The sequence below is a fragment of the Shewanella sp. SP1S1-7 genome, from assembly GCF_031932105.1.
GTDB classification, from domain to species: Bacteria; Pseudomonadota; Gammaproteobacteria; order Enterobacterales; family Shewanellaceae; genus Shewanella; species Shewanella baltica.
This window is the reverse complement of sequence record NZ_JAUOEU010000012.1, coordinates 40049-63266: the sequence shown is the minus strand read 5'-3', so window position 1 is coordinate 63266 and position 23218 is coordinate 40049. Positions and strand designations below refer to the sequence as shown.

15 protein-coding genes are annotated in these 23218 nt (G+C 42.5%); 7 read left to right on the top strand and 8 right to left on the bottom strand.

The window, feature by feature from the left end; genetic code table 11:
- Positions 1-46 precede the first annotated feature (46 nt).
- Positions 47-808, top strand: a complete 762-nt coding sequence (locus Q4Q49_RS11385; RefSeq protein ID WP_311999393.1) for a hypothetical protein — start codon at positions 47-49, stop codon at positions 806-808.
- Here the strand turns inward: Q4Q49_RS11385 and Q4Q49_RS11380 are convergent.
- The 3 genes from Q4Q49_RS11380 to hsdR are packed head-to-tail and all read right to left on the bottom strand — an operon-like array spanning position 797 to position 8183.
- Positions 797-3796: a glycosyltransferase family 2 protein gene (locus Q4Q49_RS11380; protein WP_311999392.1), complete on the bottom strand. Its 3000-nt coding sequence runs from the start codon at positions 3794-3796 to the stop codon at positions 797-799. The two genes, Q4Q49_RS11385 and Q4Q49_RS11380, sit on opposite strands and share 12 nt — an antisense overlap.
- A complete protein-coding gene (locus Q4Q49_RS11375) occupies positions 3774-4610 on the bottom strand; it encodes a glycosyltransferase (protein ID WP_311999391.1) in 837 nt (278 codons plus the stop codon). Before Q4Q49_RS11375 ends, Q4Q49_RS11380 begins: the two co-directional genes overlap by 23 nt.
- A 6-nt stretch (positions 4611-4616) precedes the next feature.
- Positions 4617-8183, bottom strand: coding sequence for a type I restriction-modification system endonuclease (hsdR, locus tag Q4Q49_RS11370; RefSeq protein WP_311999390.1), 3567 nt, complete (start codon positions 8181-8183; stop codon positions 4617-4619).
- A 354-nt stretch (positions 8184-8537) separates the two neighbouring features.
- Between hsdR and Q4Q49_RS11365 the strand changes: the two genes are divergently transcribed.
- From Q4Q49_RS11365 to Q4Q49_RS11350, 4 genes are all read left to right on the top strand, one after another.
- Complete coding sequence (locus Q4Q49_RS11365) at positions 8538-10661, top strand: AAA family ATPase (RefSeq protein WP_311999389.1); 2124 nt, start codon at positions 8538-8540, stop codon at positions 10659-10661.
- Positions 10662-10671: 10 nt separating this feature from the next.
- Positions 10672-12330, top strand: coding sequence for a VWA domain-containing protein (locus Q4Q49_RS11360; protein ID WP_311999388.1), 1659 nt, complete (start codon positions 10672-10674; stop codon positions 12328-12330).
- 23 nt (positions 12331-12353) lie between these two features.
- Positions 12354-13235: a hypothetical protein gene (locus Q4Q49_RS11355; protein WP_311999387.1), complete on the top strand. Its 882-nt coding sequence runs from the start codon at positions 12354-12356 to the stop codon at positions 13233-13235.
- A gap of 313 nt (positions 13236-13548) precedes the next feature.
- A complete protein-coding gene (locus tag Q4Q49_RS11350) occupies positions 13549-13791 on the top strand; it encodes a hypothetical protein (protein ID WP_311999386.1) in 243 nt (80 codons plus the stop codon).
- A gap of 353 nt (positions 13792-14144) precedes the next feature.
- Here the strand turns inward: Q4Q49_RS11350 and Q4Q49_RS11345 are convergent, their stop codons facing one another.
- From Q4Q49_RS11345 to Q4Q49_RS11335, 3 genes are all read right to left on the bottom strand, one after another.
- Entirely contained in the window at positions 14145-15452 is a 1308-nt protein-coding gene (locus tag Q4Q49_RS11345) for a type II toxin-antitoxin system HipA family toxin (RefSeq protein ID WP_311999385.1), read from the bottom strand.
- Complete coding sequence (locus Q4Q49_RS11340) at positions 15452-15733, bottom strand: helix-turn-helix domain-containing protein (protein ID WP_006079858.1); 282 nt, start codon at positions 15731-15733, stop codon at positions 15452-15454. Before Q4Q49_RS11340 ends, Q4Q49_RS11345 begins: the two co-directional genes overlap by 1 nt.
- Positions 15734-16122: 389 nt before the next feature.
- Positions 16123-17256 (bottom strand): hypothetical protein, encoded by a 1134-nt coding sequence (locus Q4Q49_RS11335; RefSeq protein ID WP_311999384.1) that lies wholly within the window; start codon positions 17254-17256, stop codon positions 16123-16125.
- A 178-nt stretch (positions 17257-17434) separates the two neighbouring features.
- On the opposite strand from Q4Q49_RS11335, the gene Q4Q49_RS11330 reads away from it, so the two are divergent.
- A complete protein-coding gene (locus tag Q4Q49_RS11330; RefSeq protein WP_311999383.1) occupies positions 17435-18073 on the top strand; it encodes an ERCC4 domain-containing protein in 639 nt (212 codons plus the stop codon).
- A 34-nt stretch (positions 18074-18107) separates the two neighbouring features.
- On the opposite strand, the gene yjjG is transcribed toward Q4Q49_RS11330, so the two are convergent.
- A complete protein-coding gene (yjjG, locus tag Q4Q49_RS11325) occupies positions 18108-18788 on the bottom strand; it encodes a pyrimidine 5'-nucleotidase (protein ID WP_311999382.1) in 681 nt (226 codons plus the stop codon).
- 296 nt (positions 18789-19084) lie between these two features.
- Between yjjG and Q4Q49_RS11320 the strand changes: the two genes are divergently transcribed.
- Positions 19085-19981: a LysR substrate-binding domain-containing protein gene (locus Q4Q49_RS11320; RefSeq protein ID WP_311999381.1), complete on the top strand. Its 897-nt coding sequence runs from the start codon at positions 19085-19087 to the stop codon at positions 19979-19981.
- 3 nt (positions 19982-19984) lie between these two features.
- On the opposite strand, the gene Q4Q49_RS11315 is transcribed toward Q4Q49_RS11320, so the two are convergent.
- Positions 19985-23152: a DUF3427 domain-containing protein gene (locus tag Q4Q49_RS11315; protein WP_311999380.1), complete on the bottom strand. Its 3168-nt coding sequence runs from the start codon at positions 23150-23152 to the stop codon at positions 19985-19987.
- Positions 23153-23218 lie beyond the last annotated feature (66 nt).

Here is a 23218-nt window from a genome sequence, read left to right as displayed (position 1 = left end):
AAACTCGCTATTGATCATGCCCAACAGAAATGACAACCAACCATCAATGCCTTGGCAACTCATTGGAAATGGGCCTAATAATGACACTTTTCATACGTCGTCATTACAATTTCATACTAACGTAGTGGTGTTTAACCATGGCTTTGAAGAGCTGACCACCGCAAGTCGCATTTATAATGCAATGCTAGCGAAATCCGATTCTCCTCGTTGTATAAATGGCATTCTGGCAACCAAATCATTTTCAATGCAATTAGCACAAAGCTATCTAGAGTTAAGTTCTGCTTTGAAGCAAATAGCATCGGTTGGACTAACTACACTGCATGCGCTCACTCAGACATCAGAAGAATATATTAATGTCATTGGTATGACATTACTTCCGTCGTTAGTGAAAACAACCTGTTGGGCACCTAATCAAGTTGTCCCAAGCCATTACCATAATTGGCTAGGTGAACGTCGCATTGCCCTTAATCTATGCCAACAGTTTCCCATTACATGGCCAGACTTAACGCTTAAATCGAATCCTATAGGGCATGATTGGATTGCAAATCCTGATCGCTTATTACTCGAATTACAGCAACAGCCTGCCAATACCAAAGCACTTGTTCGGCTATCAACTATCTCTGCAAAATGCTGGTTAGAGCACCTCTCCATAGACACATTGACTGCACTTGAGCCCTTATTCCATTTAGATCGTAAATCACATCGTTCCAAAAACTGGTGGCTATTCAACCATGAAGCATCTTTCGAAATCGCTCGGATTCAATATACTCTTGCATGGTGTCAACAATCCCTTTTGCTAAGTACCTAAGGGCGCTTTCGCAAAGATCTCTTCGAGTAGTTTGACTTGCTCGACCTTCAATGCTTTGGGGTATTCGCCTCGCTGGTGAAAGTATGTATAGCCCTGGTCCACGAACATAGGGACTTTTGCCAATTCAGTCATCGGCAACATAGTCGCATAATCCGTTACTGATGATATCCATTCGTTACCGTTCTTAAAGTAAGTGAGAGGGACTTTATCAAATAATGACTTTTTAAAAGCTCGTTGATGGGCCCAAACGTTACCACCACCTTTATACCTCACTTCGGTATATTCAGGTTTGTACAGCTTTAACGGTTTATTTGGCCTAAACATCGGCATATGCACTAGATCGGCCCCCTGATTCGCGGCGTTATAGATATTTTGCACTACGTCTTTACGCATTAAGCAATCATCTTGATCTAAGATCACTATCATGCTGTCATCGTTGGTGCATATTTCAGATATGGCGTAGACAAAGTTAGGTATACGTCCTTGGTGTTTTTCGCGACGAATGAGGGTCGTTTTAGACTTCAATGAGCCCAGAACTAGCGGGTAGTGCCAATTGTTAACATAGCCACTAGCATCATCGATTAACACAATGCCGAACGACTGAAGTGTCTGCGCTCTTAAGCTATCAAGGCATCGTACCAGCTTTTCAATAGCGGTATACCGCCCCTTTACTAAAAAGATAACGGGTTCATTTCTCGGCGGGTACCGCCAATCGGCATTGGCAACTAAGTCAAACTGTTCTTGTTGTGTGTTTGGATATAAACCTTGAGCTATACAATCTCGAACAACAGCAAAATCAATAAATGCCTTGTCTTCATTGCGAGGGTGAATGTAGAAAGCGTTAGGATCACCGCCACGTAACGAACACAAGTCATCTAGCTGCTGCCTAGCTTGCAATGCTCTATGCCAAGTTAAGGTATATTTGCCATTAGCAATTGGGTTGGCTATCGGCTGTAGCGCTTTCACTTTTTCGAGATCCAACAATCCCATTCTCACTTCGGGTGCAAACTCCCCGCTTTGCCCGAAATAAGGTAAAAAGTTATCCGTTGACTTAGGTATATTGAAGCCGACACTAATCACTTTTGGGTCTAGTAATTCGGTTTTCATTTCTGCCAAGTAATTATGTTGCCAATCTTTTCGCCCCACTAGTACGTCACAATCACACTGCAAAACATAACGCGTTTCAATTTGATCAAAAGCCCACAGTTGAGAAAAAAGAGGCGCTAGTTTCTCTGTATGAGAGTGGGTGATCTTAGAGGTTCCAAACCATTGGCTGTAAGTCTCCTGTATTTGTGACTTGCAAGTTGGCGCAACAAGAATCTCATCAATAAGCTGCTCCCTAAGTAGTGTGTTGGCAGCAAGATTCAGTGTATTAAAATTACCGGGGTGAAACTGGCGTAAAAAAGGCCCCTGATAACTATCGAGCAGTAAGATGACTCGTGTAAATCTCAAGGGGTAGTTGAGCTGAGTAACAATATGACTGACTTGTGAGAATAATATCTCAGCATCTTGCGCACAGGCTTTAATGAGCAGAGTGGTCTCTTTGTCATGGCAAGCTTTGAACCCTGTCAACGCTTGGGTGTTTACTAGGTGAACATGAGGATGCAATGCCTCAATCAGTGCCAAATAGAAGTCTGAAAAACCTGTCAGTTGCTGCAATGTTTTATCTTGAGCAATACATGATTCTCGCCTGACTAATTCTTCATCGGGTAGTTGTAATATGGCAATCGCATACAGGCGCGCCGCCATGTCCAGAAACTTACTTGATGTTAGGGGCTGAATGTCACTGCCTATATCAATATAGTGAAGGCTACCATCCGGTAGTTGACGAATATTATCTCTTTTAATATTCATACCGCAGATCCCTGCGGTGTACATTCCCTGCAGAAATTGGCCAATCACAACAGAGGACAAGGGCAGTTTGAGTTCTGTAGAGCCTAAATCTGGTGTACTGTAGCTCCAGCATTCCTGGTGCTTTCTCCACTCGACTTGCGGTACAAGGCTATTGTTGGGTAATGCCTGTTTAAGCCAAGCGACGTGCTCATCATTAATCGCCCATGGATAAAACTGTTTCTCTATTTTATTCCCTTTTTGAATAACAATCCCTTCTTGCCCTGAGCCTAAATAGTCGTCATTGGGCTCTATCGCTAACAACCATTGCTTTGCAACATAAGCCAAACGCTGGCGTTGCTCTTTCCAAAGATCTTTTTTCTTATTACTTTGGGTATCAGTCCCCCCCAAAGTATATATCGCATAGCAAGGATAACTGACAACTTCACCCGTAAACTGTGGTAATAACAACAATCTAGTAACAAACCAATGATCCTCAGCACTGCGAATATTTGGATAGCGCTCAGTGACCTTGGTGCTGATGAGTAAGTTACATGAAGGGAGTTCATTGCTCACTTTCCCCCGGCAAAAGTCGTCGATAAACGCGACAAGTTTGTGAGGATTTAATAGCAACTCTGGGTCAGCTATGTTTGTCTGAGGTAATGTCTTCCCATCGAGGATTAATCTATTACTCCCCAAGACGAAATCAACCTGTTTCGCCTCTCCTTTGACCCATAATGACTCAACACTTTTGAGATTGTCGAAGGCATCATCGGCATCAAGTCTAGCAACCCATTTCGCCTTGGACGTTGCTGCATAATCAAGTATTTGATTCCTCATCCTCGCTGGTGAACCACAAAAAGCACTTATTACCGTTACCGAAGGATGAGATAGCAGTTCTGCACAACAGCTCTGCCAGTTATCTGTTGATTGGTCGTCCACAATAATGATTCGTGCTTTGCGTTCAATAACGACGGTTTGAGATATCGCACTTATTAATGCTCTTGCTAGAGTATCTGCCTGATTGTGTAAGCCTATACCTATCATAATCGGCGCATTAACATATTCTGGGGCGCATAATTTATGCTTTACGATTTGACGTAACACTAAACCGACCGACGACTTGCGAGTAGTTTTAAGAGAATGTTCCAGCAACAATTCTAATATCCTTATTAGTGTTTATTTCATTCAATATTGTTTGCTCAGTGATATCGAACATCGATGACACTCTTTCAAAATACTGATGTTTTTGATTTTCATCCATGAGATAACCATGAAGCGCCATGAACTGAGCACAACCGATTAGTTTTTGTAGAGACCCCTTAGCGGATAACGCACTAGTGTGAACACCAACACTCCAAGCGACTGTAACTGCCTGTGTATAGGTCATTTCAACTTCTGGCAATGCCAATATCCTGATGGCTAAATCTTTATCATTGCTGCTCACCAGACCATCACTGAAGCCTCCGACGTACTTTAAAAGTTTCAATCGACAAAAAGTATTTGAACCTTGCCAGCCAGGGTTACCAACTAAGAAGTCACTCTGCTGAACATTATTAGGAATGTTAGCGGAAACAAATTTTTCATCTCGAACAACAGAAATGCCTGATAACACAACATCAGCTCTCCCCTCCTTAGAGTGATTAATGCATTTTTCTAAGTGGTTTGGATGCCAATAATCATCGTCATCTAATATAGCGACATAGCAATCTTCGAAATGTTGATCAATGTAGGTTAACCCGGTATTCCAAGCACCAGCTGCGCCTTGGGCGCGCTGATTCACAAGAACTGTAATCTGAAAAGGTGCAACCACGACCTTAACGGCGGCAAGCTCTTGCTCTGTTAAGGCTAATTTATCAGTTACTAGTACGATTTTATTCGGTTGATAAGTTTGCGCTATAACTGAAGGCAATGAGACAGTTATAAGTGATTCAAAGCGCGGAATTGACGCGATTAATACAACGATGTCCATCAAGCGCTAGCCCACTTGCCACAGGTAATTGTTAAGCTCGTCTAAAATGGTATCGAGTTGGTCATTGAGTACACTATTAAAGCGTTTGGCACCACCGTCACTGGCAAAACGATTATTCACAAAGGCTTTATCAATCACAGCCTCATGCACCAATTGTTTTGCTAGACGGTCTAGCCACTTACGTTGGTTTGGGTTCCAATCATGTTCGCTGTAAATGCGTTGCATGGCGTTATTCACCCGCTGGGCAAAGGGGACCAAGGCCTCATCCAATGCGGCTTGGCGAATATAACCGATAATACTCGCGGCGATATCTTGGTTGGTGTTTTTACGCCACGCACTTTGCAGGTGGGCTTCGCTATAGCCTGCCTCATCAAGCAGTAATTTGACCTCTTTTAGCTGAGCTCGGGTGAGATCTTTAGGTCGATTTACCACAACGGACAAGGCTGCTGATTGGTTAATATTTTGCTTAATGAAGTGACTGAAGCTTTCAAGATAATCAGCGGGCTTTTCGTGTATACCATAATTTTGCTGACGCTCTATGAACTCATCACGCCCTTCATAGATGATCGGCATATTATCGCTACCCACCAGATAACGGACTTCGGCTAACTGATTGATCAAACCTTGGTGCTGCTTAAAAAATTGTGCAGCCTCTCTGGGGCCAATTTGATGTAGATGCTGGTGGAGTTTCTCTGGTGCTACGCCCCATAACTCTTCAAGTTGCTCGAGCTTGGCTTTAAGCTCTGGCTTATTCTCGGCTTTTTTAGTCGCTTTTCGCATCACCCGCATCACTTTCTGCCCAAGTTGATTAAGCACGTCGTGGGCATGGCTATTGGTGTGACTATCTGCACCTGCACCGACTTGTTCACCAGGGGTATTAAGTGCACGTTCTAAAAAGGTATCGTCAGTTAACTCGTCCACCAGCTGCTCAAGGGTGATGTTGGGATCTTTCACTATCGGCTTCATAGTGTTAACAGCTTCAAGCGCGCTGTAAATATCAACCGGATCATAAATCTTAAAAGCCGTTTTACCTATGTCGTCACAGCGGCGAGTGGCACGGCCCATCATTTGCTCGTATAGAATGCGTGATTTGACTCGACGTAAAAACACTAAATGACAAATCTTAGGCACATCGATACCGGTTGATAATAGGTCAACAGTAATGACGATATTAGGGTAACGCTCGTTTTTATATTGGCGTATCAACTGGCTGACTTTATCACTTTGACCGGTAATTTTAGCCACTGCCGCTTGATTATAGTCATCGCCATACATATCAAGAAAGGCTTTATCTAATAAGCGTTTTACCATGTCTGCATGCACATCGGTTGCACAAAAAATCATGGTTTTCTCATCGCCAAAAGGGTCTAACTCTTTGATTAATTCTTGGCAGATGACTTCATTAAACGACTCAGTAATCACTCTTTTATTAAAGGATTCAACATCGAACTTTAATTCATCTTCTAAATCGGCCGTTTCAATTTCACCGGTTTGGGTGTTTATGGAGGTGACGGTTTCGCCTTTTTCAAACTTAATGCCGTGTTTGTTTAACAGCGTTTCATAGCGGATCGGTGGCTCATGGTCGATAAGCCAATCGTCGGCAACCGCTTCGCGATAGCTGTAGGTATAAACTGGTTTACCGAAAATCTCACTTGTATGCTTGGCAGGCGTTGCGGTTAAGCCGATACGCACCGCATCAAAGTAATCGAGTACCCGCCGGTAACTGGACAGATATTGACTGGCATCACGAGTGGCCAGTTCACCTTCGGTCATTTGCTGATCTAGGGCATAACCTCTGTGCGCTTCATCGACAATAATGCAGTCAAACTCGTCCAGCGGCGGCCGGTTATCCGACATACAAATCCGTTTGACCATGGCTTGTACTGTCGCGACTTGAATGCGAGTTTCAGCTGCACTTTTCATATCGCCAAGCTCGGCAATATTGTAGATAGACGACAGCACTTTGTTTTGTTCAAGCTTGGCTTCGTCAAAGGAGTCGCACGCTTGCTCACCCAAGGCGGTTCTATCAACAAGAAACAAGATACGCCTAAAACGCTCGGCCTTTAAAAATCGATACATCAAACCAATAATAGTGCGGGTTTTGCCTGTACCTGTGGCCATTGCCAGCAGACACTGAGTGTTATCTTGCGCTAAAGCCGACTCTACAGCTGCGATAGCTTTTTGCTGGTAATCGCGCAGGCCGAGGTAATCAAAGCCTTCCTGTTGAAGTTTTTGCTCGGCGGCTTCGCGGCTGCGCTTTAATTTATCAAGCAGGCCATCAGGCGAATGAAACTGTTGTAGCGCCCGCTTGGTGTTACTGGGTTTACGGGTATCGCGAAACCAAGTGCCTGATAACTCCGCCAGTTGCTTACTAAACTCGCGGCCATTACAGGAGTAGGCAAAGGGTATATGGTAATGGCCGTCTGCGTCATCGGCCCATGCAACGGTGCGTCCCTCAATTTCCCATGCACCTTGTTGAGGCGCTATCAGTTTATAGCCTTTGGAGTAACGCTCGGCTTGGGAAATTTTACCGGCAACGTTGGTGTTTTCTTTTTTTGCTTCCACCACAGCAACGGGGACTAAGCCGCAAAATAGGACATAATCAGCGCGGCCTTGCTGGCCTTTATGCCATGTTGGCCACTCTGCAATCGCGAGGTTTTTACCTTTTTCAGGCCGAGCGCCTTTGCGGTAATCCAACCTTTGGGTATCCGCTATCCACTTGGCCTCATTTAGTTGCTGATCAATCAGCACTCGAGTTAACTCTTCGCTTAACTCAATGTGATTACCCGCTTTACTCGCGTGCTGACTAAGTTGTTTCTTGTTTTTTGTCGCCGCTTGGTTATCGACTTGAGCAAGCAGTACTAATTCAGCTTGTAGCGCTTTAATGCGTAATTCGAATTGATGCTTTTGCTCTACGAGAGCTTGCTCATGCTGCGCGGCCAACTTTGACAACGCTCGCGCCTCTGCATCCATTTGCTCAGCTAATACCGCGTACTCTTCTTTCTCACGGGACAGTAATGTTGTTAATTGCTGATTATCGGCTAATTGCTGGTGGTTATCGTTAAGTTCGCTACGCAATAATTCAATTTGAGTTTGTAACTCTTGCAGTTGCTTACTGGGATCTTCTGGTGGGACAAACGGGCCAGCTTTAAATGCGGTCTTTTGATCGCCAAATGTATGATGGAACCAAATCGCTAGGCTACGAGCTAGCTTTAAGCCTTCTAATGCTTCTTTATGTTGGGTTCGAAATTGGTGAGTTGCTTTATTGCCTTCAATCCTTAAGGCATGAAATAACTGGCGGACCACAGGCTCTAAGGCTAACTCACGATTAATTTTGAAGAGTAAATCTGCTTGAGTCGTTTTGTCATCAAACTCTATGCCGCACCGAGCCGCAATATCTTGCGCCATCGCTTCACCTAACTGGCGCAGCTTAATTAAGGTGGTATTGGGATCGCTGGTAAACGCACGTTCAGCACTGCTGGCCAAATCGATAAAAATAGGGTCGTATGGTTTGAGAAAACTAAAGTTAGCAGAGTCCTTTTCAGTACTCTGGCCTTGTGTGTCTAATGCCATCATTCCCTCGTAGCGCTACTGCAATTCTTCTTTAGGCAGCCATCATACCTTGCCAAAAATGAACAATCACGTGGATTGTTAACGAAGATGTATATAGAGATCAAAAAGATAAGATTCTAATATTCAAGCGAATGAGGCTCCTGTAAAAGGCTACAGCTAAGCCGCTTTTCATATTTGTCCAAAAAGTAGTGAACTGAGTAATCAAGACCTTCAACTCGTAAAACCTGTAAATGGTTGTTTAGAAAGACATTAAATAAGATTGACCACTGGTCGATATTTGTTGCCCGTGTTAGCATCGTTCAAGACAAGAGTTAAATCCCCCTTTTTTATTTTCATTACATGGACGTCGTTGATATGACAAAGATAAAAGCCAAATTAGCATTACTTTTAGAGCAACTTAATCATGGGTTAGTTGACCGTGAAGCGACAATGAAATCAGCTTTACTGTCCGTCTTGGCAGGTGAAAACATGCTGTTGATTGGCCCTCCTGGTACTGCTAAAAGCCTTGTTGCTAGACGTATATCTAAAATTTTTAATGAAAATAATCAAGCTGATACAACAACCTACTTCGAATATCTATTAACTAAATTTTCTACACCTGAGGAAATATTTGGCCCCCTCTCAATAAGCGAATTAAAAGCTGACCGATTTAAGCGTAATACAGATGGGTATTTACCTTCGGTGAAAATAGCCTTTCTGGACGAAGTGTTTAAAGCCAGCTCATCCATTCTCAATGCACTCCTCACCATCATGAATGAGCGTATTTATCATAATGGTACTGAAGCAGTAAAAGTCCCGTTGAGAACATTAATCGCTGCATCAAATGAACTACCTACAGGGCAAGAAGAGCTTAGTGCTCTCTACGATAGATTTTTAATCAGAAGCTATGTTGATTATATTAGTGCTAATAAGTTACTGCACTTTTTTGATTTAATTGAAGAAGTAGAAATTCAGGACCCGCTCACCCAAGAAGATTTAAATTGGCTGAATGATACCATTAAAAACATCACTATTTCTGCTGAAATTAGAAAGGCCATATTAGAAATCTGGGAAAAACATAAAGACACTTTTAAAGAAGACCGCCGTGAAGTATTGTCAGATCGTCGTTTTACCAAAGTTATCAAGTTACTCCGAATATCTGCCGCAACCAATGACCGAAGTGAAGTAGATCTTTCTGATTTATTACTCCTTAAAGATTGTTTATGGAATCATCCGGATAATGCTGAAAAAATACGAAAAATAGTCCTAGAGGCGTTAAAGTTACATAATTTTTTAGGAGAGAAAAAGAATAACCAAAAAAGTATAGATAGAAAAGAAACCAAAAAAACTCTACCACCAAGTAATATAAATATAATAAAAGGGTATAAAGGTTGCGGTACTGAAAGTGATCCATTATTGATTCACAATCCTGATGAATTGCTAGGGTTATTACGTCCTGAGATTGGTCTGAAAGGCTATTATTTTAAGCAAACAAAAGACATTGACTGTACGGATTTCAATGCCTGGACTCCGATTTCATTAATAGGCCACTATGACGGCGGACTTAATCTCGTTAAAGGAAATGATGCAGCACTTTTTCTGGAAATAACGTCATCATCCAGTGTGAAGGAATTAACTTTGATCGGGATGGCGTTGACAGAAAACATTAAAGAAAGCAAGGTGAAAAACTGTAAAACAAATCAAAAAATGGTAATGAATAATGCTATATCTTGTGAGTTTGAATCATCAGAAAGTATCAAAAACTTTATTGGAGGTGATGCGAGAGATTGTCATTTTAATACTTGCAGAGCGGGATCAAGCTTAATCGGGGAATTTGCTGATAATTGCTTTATTACACAGTGCCTAACAGGTTCATTTCTAATCGAACAAAGTGATGACTTGCTAACCAATAGTATTAGAGGATGCAAAATTTCAGACTGTTTAATACTAGTTGACTATCAATATAATTATTGCGAGTCTCCGGCTAAGTGCGGTTTAGCTTATACTCTCGATGGCTGTGAAGTCACACGCTGCTTGGTCACGGGGAAATTAAGGCGTCCTAACGAACTAGGAGGGGATTGGCATTTCAATGGATTAGCAGATGAACTTTGTTGTAGCCAAATTACAGCTTGCGCCCTAGGCCCTGTAGAGATAAGTGACAATATACAAATTAACTCAGGTATATATAGCTCTTTAGACTATAGAAGTATCGTAAATTCTAATGCCTCTATTGATAGTGTTGAAATATACAACAGAAAAAATGATCTTGATGGCAAGGATGGAAGAGCTGTCTCAGCCACGCAATTTAACCAATATTTCTTTGAGCACACCTTAAATTGGGACTTTGAACAAGTATGGCAATGGGATGAAGACACTAACTTACCATTTCTACGAAAAGTTGGTATCAATGCTGAAATTTTATCGAACTCTGAAAGCGGGAGCGCAATTAGCAACTTAGATTTACTCACTATTCAGGTCAAAGCCAATATTTGGCTATAAAGGAGCTGCAATGCTTAATGCTGTTTATGACACGCTTAACTGCCTGTATAATATGCGAAAAGCCAATTTTTCGATTGTCGTAAAGGCAATTAAGTATTTTGTCGATAGCACATTTAGAGACTCCATTATCCCTGTGCCAGGAAGTGCTTTGTATTGCGACTTATGGGTCGCAATAGAGCATTCTGGCATTTATGTCGATGATGGGAAGATATCTAATATCATCGTCGATGGTATAGCGGAAAGCTCTGTTAGTTATAGTGACGCAGCCGATTTTACATCTAAGAGTACATTAGGCCGTAAAATTTATGTTTCCTGTAATAAATATGGTGCTGTTGGGCATTCAAGCGTGGCTCATGGAGCAGATCTTCATATTGGTGAGAGAGCCTTTTATGGCCTTGTGTTTAAAAACTGCCATCAGTTTTCGGCTAAATGTGTAAATTATGCTGACCAAATGATGCAAGACAGTAGCTTTATAGAAAAGGGCTTTAGTGCTATCACATCGCTAGTGCCAATTGAAACATGGGAACCGACCCTCGCAGATCTTAAAGATACCGCACGCAAGCAATTAGGCGCGACGAAATGGCGCTTATGGGATTGGGACAACTCTCTAGCTAAAAATCCAGTGGCTGAACCTGATTGGCCAACACAAGAACAGTATTTCCAACATCTGCCGCTGAATGAAAAAAATATTGAACTTATCCGCTCTGAACTCAATGAGCTACAAGATTACCAAAGCGAATTGGAAGACGAAAATATACCTCAACACATCACAAAAAAGCTAACTTCACTCAATGGCACTCTGACGCAGATTTCTGATAAATACGAGGAGGTTAAAGAGTTTCTAGCTAAATGCCCAGACGCTGATTTTTCCTATACAGACATTATTAATAGTCAGGATGATTTCACTGCATTAGCTAGACTATTACATGATAATCAACGAATTAAAGACCTTGCTCATAAAATGGGGCGAATCTATATTTCGGAAGAGAAAAAGAAAGCGACTAAAATCCCAGAGGCGAGTAAAAACGAAGTTCATGGTACCCATAGAAGCAATGATTTGATGCGAATGCTCCCAAGCGAACTGGTAAACCTTGAAGATGAAACGTTAGAAGTACTGTTTTATGCAAGGCTGTTGGAACACAACTTACTAACTTATGAACTTCAAGGCGTCACTTATATTAATGGTGAAGAGCAACAAACTAGTCAAAAAAGAACGGGTCCAGTTGTGGCTTGTTTAGATACTTCGGGCAGTATGGCTGGTGCGCCATTATTAAAAGCTAAAGCCTTATTGCTGGCCATAGCTAACATTCTCAAGCAAGAGCAACGATCACTCCATGTACTGCTTTTTGGCTCAAATGGTGAGTTAAAAGAGTTTTCAATGAATGAAGTAAACAACTCGTCTGGTTTACTGAGCTTCTTACAACAAAGTTTTGGTGGCGGCACTGATTTTGAGACACCATTAAAACGTGCGTTGGAAATAATCAAGAATGATGAAGACTTTATTAAGGCAGATATCCTGATGATTTCTGATGGCGACTGCATTTTATCGACAGAATTTATTGGTTCCCTAGATACTGAGAAAAATCTGTTAGATTGTTCTATCTACTCAGTATTATGCGATGGGAAAAGGGTCGAAGATAATTTCAGTGATGAGATTATTCTGTTGTAGGTTAATTTTTAAGAGGCGCTGCCATGGATCTCGATTGCATTCCAACTATTGAATCACTGCTAGAGCAAAACGCCATCTGCTTTACTGGGCGTCCGGATTTAATTAACCGTTATCTGGTTTTAATGGATTTAATAATACCAATAGAAACAATGGCACTGCTTGATGAGATAGGCAGCCCTTTCAAATCTTTTGAGTGGAATTCGTATCCCATTTACGGCTCTGAAACGAAGAACAGTAAAGTGAGAGAGTCCCCAACACTCGATTGCGATGACCTTTCTCTAAAGGAGTCGATTACGTTACCTAATAGACCACTTTATACCGTTCATCTTGATGAAGATTTCACCGTCACAGCACATGTCCGGTGTAATAATGGTTATTTTGATAAGCTAATCCACCAAAAAATTGGCGTGAACCCTAAAAGGTTAACGCACAGCCTAAAAGCGGTAACGCGGGCAATAGACCAGTCACCAGCATTCTTTATCTGCACTAAGTGCAATAAATTAATTGATGCCAATTTTAAGTCTCAAGATGGAACGGCCACATGTGCCTACAGCGCTTGCGGCAGGTTTGTGGAACAACACTTTGATGTTCTATCTGATAAAGTAACAAGCTCCTTATATAATAAGGATATAAGTATCGATATATTTAACGATTACATAGCCATCTCCATTGGTTTAATCACTTGGCCGCATCCGCATGAACCGAGCTTTGAATGGGTTATTCAACGAAAAATGGCTCTTAGTTCTACACCGCGACAGGTTAAGTCCGCAGCAAAAGCTATCCACGATAGTAAGATTGCCCGTGGAAAGTGTAAGCACTGTAATGAGTCTATGAATGCAGGGCATATGTTCGATGATGATACCTGCCAAAGTTGTGCTACAGGCGTGTATGGAGTTGTTTATTAGAACCTATATATTAAGCCGCATTATTTAGAATCAAGCATGTTAACGACAACCAAGTGGTTACTAAATCGGTTACTAAAACCAAAAAACAAACATAAAAATATAATCAAATTATTGATTTTAAATAAAATAAAATTATCAATCAACATTCAGATCCAAAACGTTGAGTAATGATATTTAACGCGTTTTAGATACCAAAAAGCCCTTAATTTAAGGGCTTTTTGTATTTTATGGCGCAGAGTAAACCCTGTTAAAAGTGATTTTGAAATGCTCAACATCGGACGCTAAGTAGTGCTTTAATACACAAGGATTTGTAATGGAACTAAATACCATACCTGCGATTGAATCGCTTTTAGAGCAAAATGCCATCCACTTTACCGGCAATCCTGAATGGACTTATCGTTTTATTGATTTAGTCACCCCTAACAATGTCGAGTCACTTTTTTGCTATGGTGGACCACATGCCCCGAGATTCAAACCTTTTGGCTTATTGGACTCTGTAGAACTATGTACGAATACGCCACTCATCGAGTTGGAGACTGAAAAAAACGATTTTTAACACCAGAGCTCAAACAGTATCAATCAGTGAAGAAAATCCATACATTGCAAAAAGATGAAGAATATTGGCCACATGTTTAATAGCGACACATGCCATACCTGTGCATCCAACTTATATGATGTCGTGTATTAATTTAACACCTAGTCCAAGCCACAGTGTTTGCCTCAACAAGATGAAAATGGGTACAGAAAATTAGCATAATTAAGTTGTGGCTGATGTCGATTCAATCGACATGTATTGCAAACATGTTTACAAAGCAGCAATTAATCGACACATACAACTGATTTAAAACTAGAGTAAAAATTGAAACGGCTTGAGCCGATACGATTAATGTCACCTAACCATTACCGTTTCTAAGCTATGCGCTTAATTCTGTCAGTTAAACCGTTCAATATTGAATCCTGTATGTGTGGTGGAAAATCATCTGGCAGCTGCGCTTTAACCTTAACAACCACAGCCTCTACCTTGTCAGCAATGTCGCGCATCATCTCCATCATAATCCCAGTATCAAAGCCCACAGCTTTAGCTGTTAGGATAAAGTGCCGTGGAAAAATTTGATTGATTTGATACTTCTTCCCCTTAGCCGCTTTGAGGCCCATAGCGAGCTTGGCATCACGAATATTTAGACCTTTACCACCAATGACGGGGTACATAGATAAAATATCGTAAAAAGGCGTTAGTCGATATCCGCCATCGGCCTCGATGAAGAGTGAGAAGTTTTTAGCATGACCATCGGTTGCGGCTAAAAGCCAAAACAAAACCTGAGACTTGATGAAGTTATATCTGTCGCGCTCCGAGTTCATCGAACCCAATAGATAAGGCATAATTTGTTCAATACTCGGGCCACCATGGCTCTCATATTTCTTCGCTGGTGGGATATTTAATGTCTGACAAAAGTCTTCTTGGGGCAGCCGCATAATCCATGTGCCATCTGAAGAGAGCCTGCGATCGAATCGCTCCACAGCAAGCGCTTTAATATCACCCACTTTGATTATTGAGCACTGGGGTGCATCTAAGCCAAACTCTCTGACTATCATCATGCACAGGTATTCATTCTCGACACTGTCTGACATATCTATGCTGTGGGAGTGGCTGTTTATTTCACCTATGGGCAGCTTAATGATATGGGTAGTGGGTGTCGATTTGATAGGTAATCGCCACTCTCCATTGAGTTTAAGTAATGCCGTCTTTTCTTGGGCACCGGCAATAGAAATCCTAAAGTCATCGTCATCGGCTAGCATGCCTAAGGGGATATTGGACTGATAACCCTTAAGTACTTTTTCCAACTGCTTATCGGATAGCGGTTTAGACTCAATTTTTTTTATATCAAAGGGAGGCTGACCATGGGGGACAAGCTGTAATGCACCCACACTGTCTTGACCAATTTTAGCCAGTAGGTCAAATGCTTGTGTCGAATCAGCATTATGACGAGCAACGACTCTGTTTCTCACGTCGTGATTGTCAGGTAGCAAATTATCGAAGAAGTTATAAACTTCATCACCTTTATAGGCTTGATTGCGTAGAGGCATAGACAAAGAAATTGGGCGACTACCGGGTATCGCTAGCCACTGCTGGGCATACGCAAACTGATGAAAGCCTGTGGATGATTTGGTCAATTCACCCACAAGGTAGCCATTCATATAAACATCAAGCACTGCCATTACCACTCCTCCTTCCATTCTTGCTCAGGCACTGTGGCGTTATCATGGCGGCGCTCATCAACCAGCTGTGGATTCCGAACCTTTATATCTAGCTCTAGGTTTAATGCAGAAAGGATCTTAAACAGCGTTTCTAATTTGGTCGAATCCGGGTTCAACTCAAAGCTTGAAACGGTATCCTGGCGAATACCTACCTTGCTCGCCACCTTGCTTTGCGAGAGCTGCGCGTTCAGCCGCGCATCTTTTAGATACGTACTCAACTGCTTTGCGTTGGTCACCTTCATGATCGCTTTACCTTTAAACTGTTCTTAACTCTTACTGTACACGCTGAAGCAGGTAAATCAAGATTTACACGCTTAAACCGTTAAAAAACATTCACACGCTATAGGAGTTAAATATAGTTCAACCCGCTACGGCGGGTAGCCTGACCATAAAAAAGACAAAAGAAATGAGGGAGTCATTGCCAAGGAGTGCTGAATTTAATTGAAATGCAGAACCGACATTTAGCTCCAAATGTTGAATAGTGTGTTGTCGTGTTTAACTGCAATCTAATAAATAAAAACCCTGATTTATCAGGGTTTTTATTTGGGTAACTCAATCTAATTCACTTTTAATAAAGCAAAACACATCACTCGTTCACAGCGCCATAGCTATGTGAATTGAAAAAACTAAATCAAAGCGATAGCACAATTTTCTGTAGTGGCTCTAACCGCTTAATCAGTGCTTTACGCTGTTTATTATTGCTAATAAAAACATCAAAATTTTGTTTAAACTCGCTGGAAGATTGTTTTAGTTGATAAGCATCAAACAACACTTGCAAGGTACGGCTGGCATTATCATAGCCACTGGCACACCCACGAGCCGCCTCCTCAAAAGCACTATCCCAATGGCTTTGATGCGCTTTATAAACCGCTTCAAGATGTTCATTACGCAATAACGTCTTACGGGCAAGACGCTCAGCCTCAGCCATGCGATCTTCTTGCATCACTTCTTTTTCTGCTACGTGCCAGAAGGGATGCAACGATGCAACTGTTACCCTGTGGGAGTACTCTATTGGTGTTTCTTGCGTTCTGAGGAGCGCATACGCATCCGCCGCAAATAGTTTCCCTTCATCAAATAAGCGACAAAGCAACGCGTCCTTCTCGGCATCCGTTAGCTTAGCCATCTGCTGCTGTGCCGTTAATACTGTGGTTTGAGGAGCATGTGCAGGCATTGACTGCAGCAAAAGATGTAAAGCACGTATCGATGGTAAAGGGATGTTAAAGAGTGTGGTAAATGCCAATTGCGCCTGGGTTAACTGGTGAAAATCAAAGGCTATAAGCGGCAAGGGCTCTAATCCCATATCATCGTTGGCTTGGCTTAACCAATGAAAATACAAGACGCGATAATCCCCCGCCAATAACTCCGTCCTTAGCGCCGCCAAATCAAATATAAAGGCTTCCGCATCTTCATCGTCACGGTAGTTATCGTCTTCCTCTAAAGAAAATATCAGTAATTGGTTCTGTTCATTTTCGACAAGAGACACATAATACTCAACATTTATTGCCTTGAAATCACTGGGGATTGTACCTGCTGGCAATTTAAGATACGCATTCACTTGCCCCCAATTGGTGTAATAAAAGCCAATATCAAAAAAATCCATCATCAAGGCTTCTGGATCGGCACTTAAATCACCGTAATGATATTGAACACAAAAGGAGTGGCTAGTGATCTCTGCTCGGCTAGAAATATTCCTTAATCTATTCCGCTGCGGGACCGACAAGCTACTGTTAACACATTCGAATCGATAATACTGATATTCACTCATAGCTAACTCACATTGATTTTCTAGCGCTGTCTTAATGCAGCAGGCCAAACGAACAGATATAGGTATAACTAAATTTTAACTAGGCGACTCAGAAAGCTGAAGACAACTTTTGTGCTTGTTGTTCAGCCTGACTACACTCATAAACAATCCTGAATATGTCACTCGGTTGAGGTTAAAATTGGCAGCGGCTAAAATCCCTCTCTTTTATGACGATAGAGAACATGCAGAAAAAATCATCTATGAGCTGTCACTGCACGAAGATCTCTCACTCATCAAAAAACGCCTAAAATTGGGTGATTATCAACTCAATGGTTGGCTGATTGAACGTAAAACGTTGCCCGATTTCGTGCAATCATTATGCGATGGGCGCCTATTCTCACAGGTGGCCAGATTAGCCCAGAGCCCAAATCATACCGCCCTGCTTATCGAAGGTTATAAACAAGATATCGCATGTTACCAGATACGCAGAGAAGCGTTAATCGGGGCGCTGTGCTCGATTTCAATCAATTTCCACATCCCAATACTGCGCAGTTTATCGCAAACTGAAACAGCCAAAATTCTGTATTTTTGCGCCACTCAGTTAAACCGTAGAGAACATGAATTAACCCTCACGGGACGTAAGCCCAAACGCAAGAAAAATCAGCAATTATTCATCTTGCAAAGCCTACCCGAGGTAGGCCCTAAACTCGCCAATAAACTTTTATGCCATTTCGCCAGTGTCGAGGCAGTCGTAACAGCATCTGAAGAGGCATTGATGCAAGTGGGTGGTATAGGTAAAAATAAAGCAAGTAAGATCCGTGAAGTGCTGACTCGCTAAGTGACTTCACAGCATAAGCTGAGTGCCTGTTGACTTACCCGAACAATAAACTATATAGCTCTTGGTGCGAGCTCACTTGATAGTGCGGGGTGATACCGGCAGGTACATCATGGCCGTGGACGTTATACCAACAAGTATGAATACCGGCGTTGATACCGCCTTGGATATCTGAATGTGGGTTATCACCGACCATGAGCACAGAATCGCGCTCAGGATGACCCATGAGTTCGAAGGCGTGCTCGAAGATACCCACATCGGGTTTGGCGATACCGACTTTTTCTGAAATCACTAAAATATCAAAATGATGCTGCAAGCCTGTGCGCTCTAATCGCACGGTTTGTAGCTCAGTAAAACCGTTGGTGATAATGCCTAACTTAGCTTTACCTTGCAGCGCGGCTAATAACTCACGAGCACCAGGTAGCGGCGCACAAATTTCGGCCATTGCTGATAAAAATGCACTATTGAGCGTCATGGCCGTGACAGATAATTTGGCTGCCCAAGGCTCGAAACGTATGGTCTGCAACTCGGCGGCAGTTATTTTGCCATCTTGATAATCGACCCAAAGCGGTTTGTTAACCAACTGATACTCATCAAAATCGGCTTGGGTAAAATCGACCCCAAACTCACTAAACATCAACTTAAGCCCTTTTAAGGCATCGAAATAAAATAGGGTTTCATCGGCATCGAACAAAATCCATTGGTAAGGCAAGGACATAGGAACTCTCTTTCTGACAAAATAGCTAAGACCCATCCCCATGCCGTTCAGTGGCATCGAGAATGGTACATCGGCGATTGCGGCAATGCTGTGGCTAGCTGCCTAGCAGTAATCAAGATAAGCGATAAACATGAGCGATGAGCCCGAAAATAACTAGGCTTCACAATCGACACCCGCAATCAGCAAGTGCATTAGTCTACCTTGCATCAAGGGCAATGATAACCACGATAATAAAAACTGACTGTTGAGGTATCATCAACAATAATCGCAGGGGAACGCGATAATCTAAGGACACCATGGAGCACTTTTCGGCACTACCTATCTTTGTCACTGTAGTGGAATGCGGTAGCTTTTCGCAGGCAAGTCAAAAGCTTGGGCTGAGTAAATCGGCGGTGAGTAAACGCATTACCCTATTAGAACAAAGTCTGGGTATTCAACTCTTGCACCGTACCACTCGCAGCTTAAGTCTTACCGAGGCAGGCGCCCGCTACTTCGACTATGTTCGCCCTGCAGTTAAACTCGCAGAGGAAGGATTGGACGCTATTTCCGAGCTACAACAAGCGCCTCAGGGCAGTCTGCGCATCGCTGCCCCTATGGTATTTGGCCGCTTGCATATCGCCCCTTTGATCCCAGAATTTCTGCGCCGTTATCCGAAAATACAGCTGCAAATGCAGATGGATGATAAGACCACCGATTTAATTGCTGGCGGATTCGATCTGGCGATTCGCATCGGCGAACTGCCAGATTCGAGCCTGATTGCCCGTAAAATTGCCCCTTGTTTAAGTGTCATTTGCGCCTCACCCGAATATCTCGCTCGCCACACTGTGCCACACACGCCGCAGCAACTTAGCCAACATAACTGTTTGTTCTACTCATATTTTCGTGATGGTGTCGAATGGACCTTCTTAAGCCCGCAGGGTCCCACTCGTATCCAGCCGAACGGTAACTACCAAGTCAACAATAGTGATGCCATTCACCAAGCCACACTCGATGGTTTAGGCATAGCCAACCTACCCCATTTCATGGTCGAAGCCGACTTACAAACAGGCCGCCTACAAGCTTTGCTCACAGACCACCCCCTCCCCGAACATGGCATTTATGCGGTTTATCCGCAGCGGAAATATTTGCCGACTAAGGTGAGTGTATTGATTGAGTTTTTGATGGAGATGTTGGCGGAAAGACTGGGGAAGTAGTACTTAGCCCACTGCAAGTTTAGCCGCATCATGCCACATTACATCAGGGATTGGCTGTTCTAATCGCCATGTGACATTCATGGGTTGTGAACCGTTATGACTGACATAATGTACTTTTCCAAAATTCACGAATCCCATAGTGCGGCCATTTTCATCTTTTGATTGCTCTCGAACAAACAACAGTACGGTTTTCCCCAGCTTTTGTTGCTCAATATAGCTTAGGCCCCTACCTCGTTCTGGCCGTGCGCTATTTTGTGATTGCCAATGGAATAGATGCTCGCTAATGGCATAGTCGTGATACATGGTTGTCGGTGAAAACTGCTTCTCTGATTTGTTTAACGTCACAAATAAACATTCAAGATTTTGCTCATTAATCGCAAGCACACCCTCCCTAGAAGGCGATTTAGCTGTAAATGTGCTTGCTCCTATCGCCGCTAAAATTTGCTCACGGGTATAACGAGAGTGCACTTTCAACGCTGTGGGTTGGAGTAACTCCAAATCCATTTCTTGATGGTGTATCCGGTTGATCAGTATCGCCAATACGGCCAATAACTCTTCCTGTAATGGCTTGTTGCGTAGCATCTGCAAGCTAGCCGCTAAACTGTTAACATTTAAAGCCGTACCTGATTTATCCCAAAAGTTGTAATGACACATCAAAGCAAACTGATTTTGTATAGGATTCAACCCATTAAAGACAAAATCATTTTGGCATAACTGTTTGATAAAGATTAAATAGGATAATGAAGTACAACTGAGTAAGTGAAAGTTAATCGCGCGATAATATGCTTTGGCTAAATCGGACTGCGCAGTAGGTTCAGCAATCTGATGACTCTGAACAGCCTCGACTAATAAGGTCCAGCCACATTGACCATTAATCCTTATTCGATAAATGTCTTCCAAGGTCACTTGCGGGTTCATGCGCAAAAAATTGCCTAGCGTGAGCGGCAAGTCAGTTTGATGTTTAAAGTTTGCCATTAGACTAGTTAATCGATTGGCATTGAGCGTTGCGCGGCTAATATTACGCAAAATCATTGACTGCGCTTTTTCCTCAAGCTCAATTCGACACCCAAGCGGTAGATGCGGAAAGTCATTGAGAATTTCATCTTTTATCGACTGATTCGTTTTACCGACTAATGCCCTAAATTTTTGCGAGAAATCATATTCATCACGTGAATTTCCGACAAAATCTAATATTGTACAGCACTGCTTATCATCGGTGAGACGCAAGCCACGGCCAAGTTGCTGAAGGAATATGGTCAAGCTTTCCGTTGGCCGTAAAAACAACAAGGTGTCCACTTCTGGAATGTCGACACCTTCGTTAAAAATATCCACCACACACAAAATGGATAATTTGCCACTGACCAAGCTCTGCCGCTTTTGTTGCCGTTCAGAGCTATTATCGCTGGTCAGCACATCGGCGCTGATCCCAGTCAAATTGAACTTCTTCGCCATGTATTCGGCGTGTTCCTTGGTTACACAAAAGGCTAACGCCTTAATATTGTCTATATCAGTCACGGTTTCAGCTAGGCTGCGAATAATGCGCGTCACGCGTTGTTCATTGTGAGTGTATAAATTGCTCAGCTCAGCGACGTCATAACGACCACGGCTCCAATTTAACTTGCGAAGATCTGTCGCATCATCGATCGCAAAATATTGAAATGGACATAAATACCTTTGATTAATAGCTTCGGGTAAACGTATTTCAGCGGCAATGACACCGCAGAAGTCAGCCAAAATATCCACACCATCATGCCGTTCAGGGGTTGCCGTGAGCCCAAGTAAAATAGTCGGCTCAAAATGAGCTAATAGCCCACGGTAACTATTCGCAGCAACGTGATGGACTTCATCAATCACAATATAATCATAAAAATCAGCCGCTAATGGCAGGTTATCAAGTTGCAGATTCAAGCTTTGGACAGATGCAAATAAGTGTTTGTAACTATTAGGTTTATGCTCTGCCACCCATAGCTCGCCAAATTGATTATTCTTTAACACACCGCGATAAGCACTGAGGGCTTGCTGTAAAATTTCTTGCCTGTGGGCAACAAATAGAAAATTGGCTTCTGGATGCAGTTTATAAAACCGCGCGAAATCGAACGCGGAAATAATCGTCTTACCCGTGCCTGTTGCCGCGACGATGAGATTTTTAAAACGGCCATGAACGCTTCGCTCTACTGCAAGCTGTTCGAGGATTTCTCGCTGATGCGCAAACGGCTTAATGTCAAAATGAAATGAGCTCGATTCAGTGCCACTGCTTTTCGCTTCTTTGAGCGCATTGTTTAACTTTTCTTTACTGCTCGCATCACCGCTAAAAAGCTCAAATTCGCTCGATTCCCAGTAAGTTTCAAAGGTACTGAGTGATTTCTCAATGATGTGGGGAATTTCTTGGGTGGTGATCTTAAGGTTCCACTCAAGCCCGCTGGTCAATGCTGAATGCGATAGATTTGAAGAACCGATATAACCGGTATGAAAACCCGTATTTCGTAGAAATAAATAGGACTTTGCATGCAGCCTTTCACGCTTGGTGTTGTAACTTAATTTAACTTGGGTATTGGGTAAACTGGCTAGAAACTCGACGGCTTTAGCATCAGTCGCGCCCATATAAGATGTAGTGATGATGCGTAACTCTTTACCGTTGCGTGTAAATTCCTCAAGTTCATTTTTGAAGATGCGAATCCCCGCCCACTTGATAAATGACACCAGCCAATAGATTTTATCTGATGATCGGATCTCACGTTTAAGCTCACTTTCAAGTGATAATCCCGCATTACTACCGCAAAAAAGCTCACTCTGAGTGAGCCCCGTTAATGGAAATATGGCGGCCGTATATTTAGGTAAATCAGTCGCTATCGGATTTTGTTTGTTAAAAAGAGCCGTGAGTATCCGACCTTGGCTATCGATGAGATTTTCATCGATAAAGTCATCATCGTTGATGTGCTCCTTTAGCCACATCACTAACCGATTAGCCAAACTGATTTGATTGATAACTTGGTTTTCATCTGCTGGAACAGAATTAATCACATATTCAATTACTTTAGTCAGAAAACGTGAGAGCCAAATACTTGCTTCAGCAACCTCTAGCTTCCTTTCTCCAACAAAAAATATGTCCTTATCTAAGCGCTTCTCAACGAGTTGAGTAATAAGCTTTTCGTAAATCCCGACCTGTTCCATAGCCAGATATGCCCCAAGACTAACAATCAAAGTTGTAGCAAATATATCACATAACAATTTGATTCA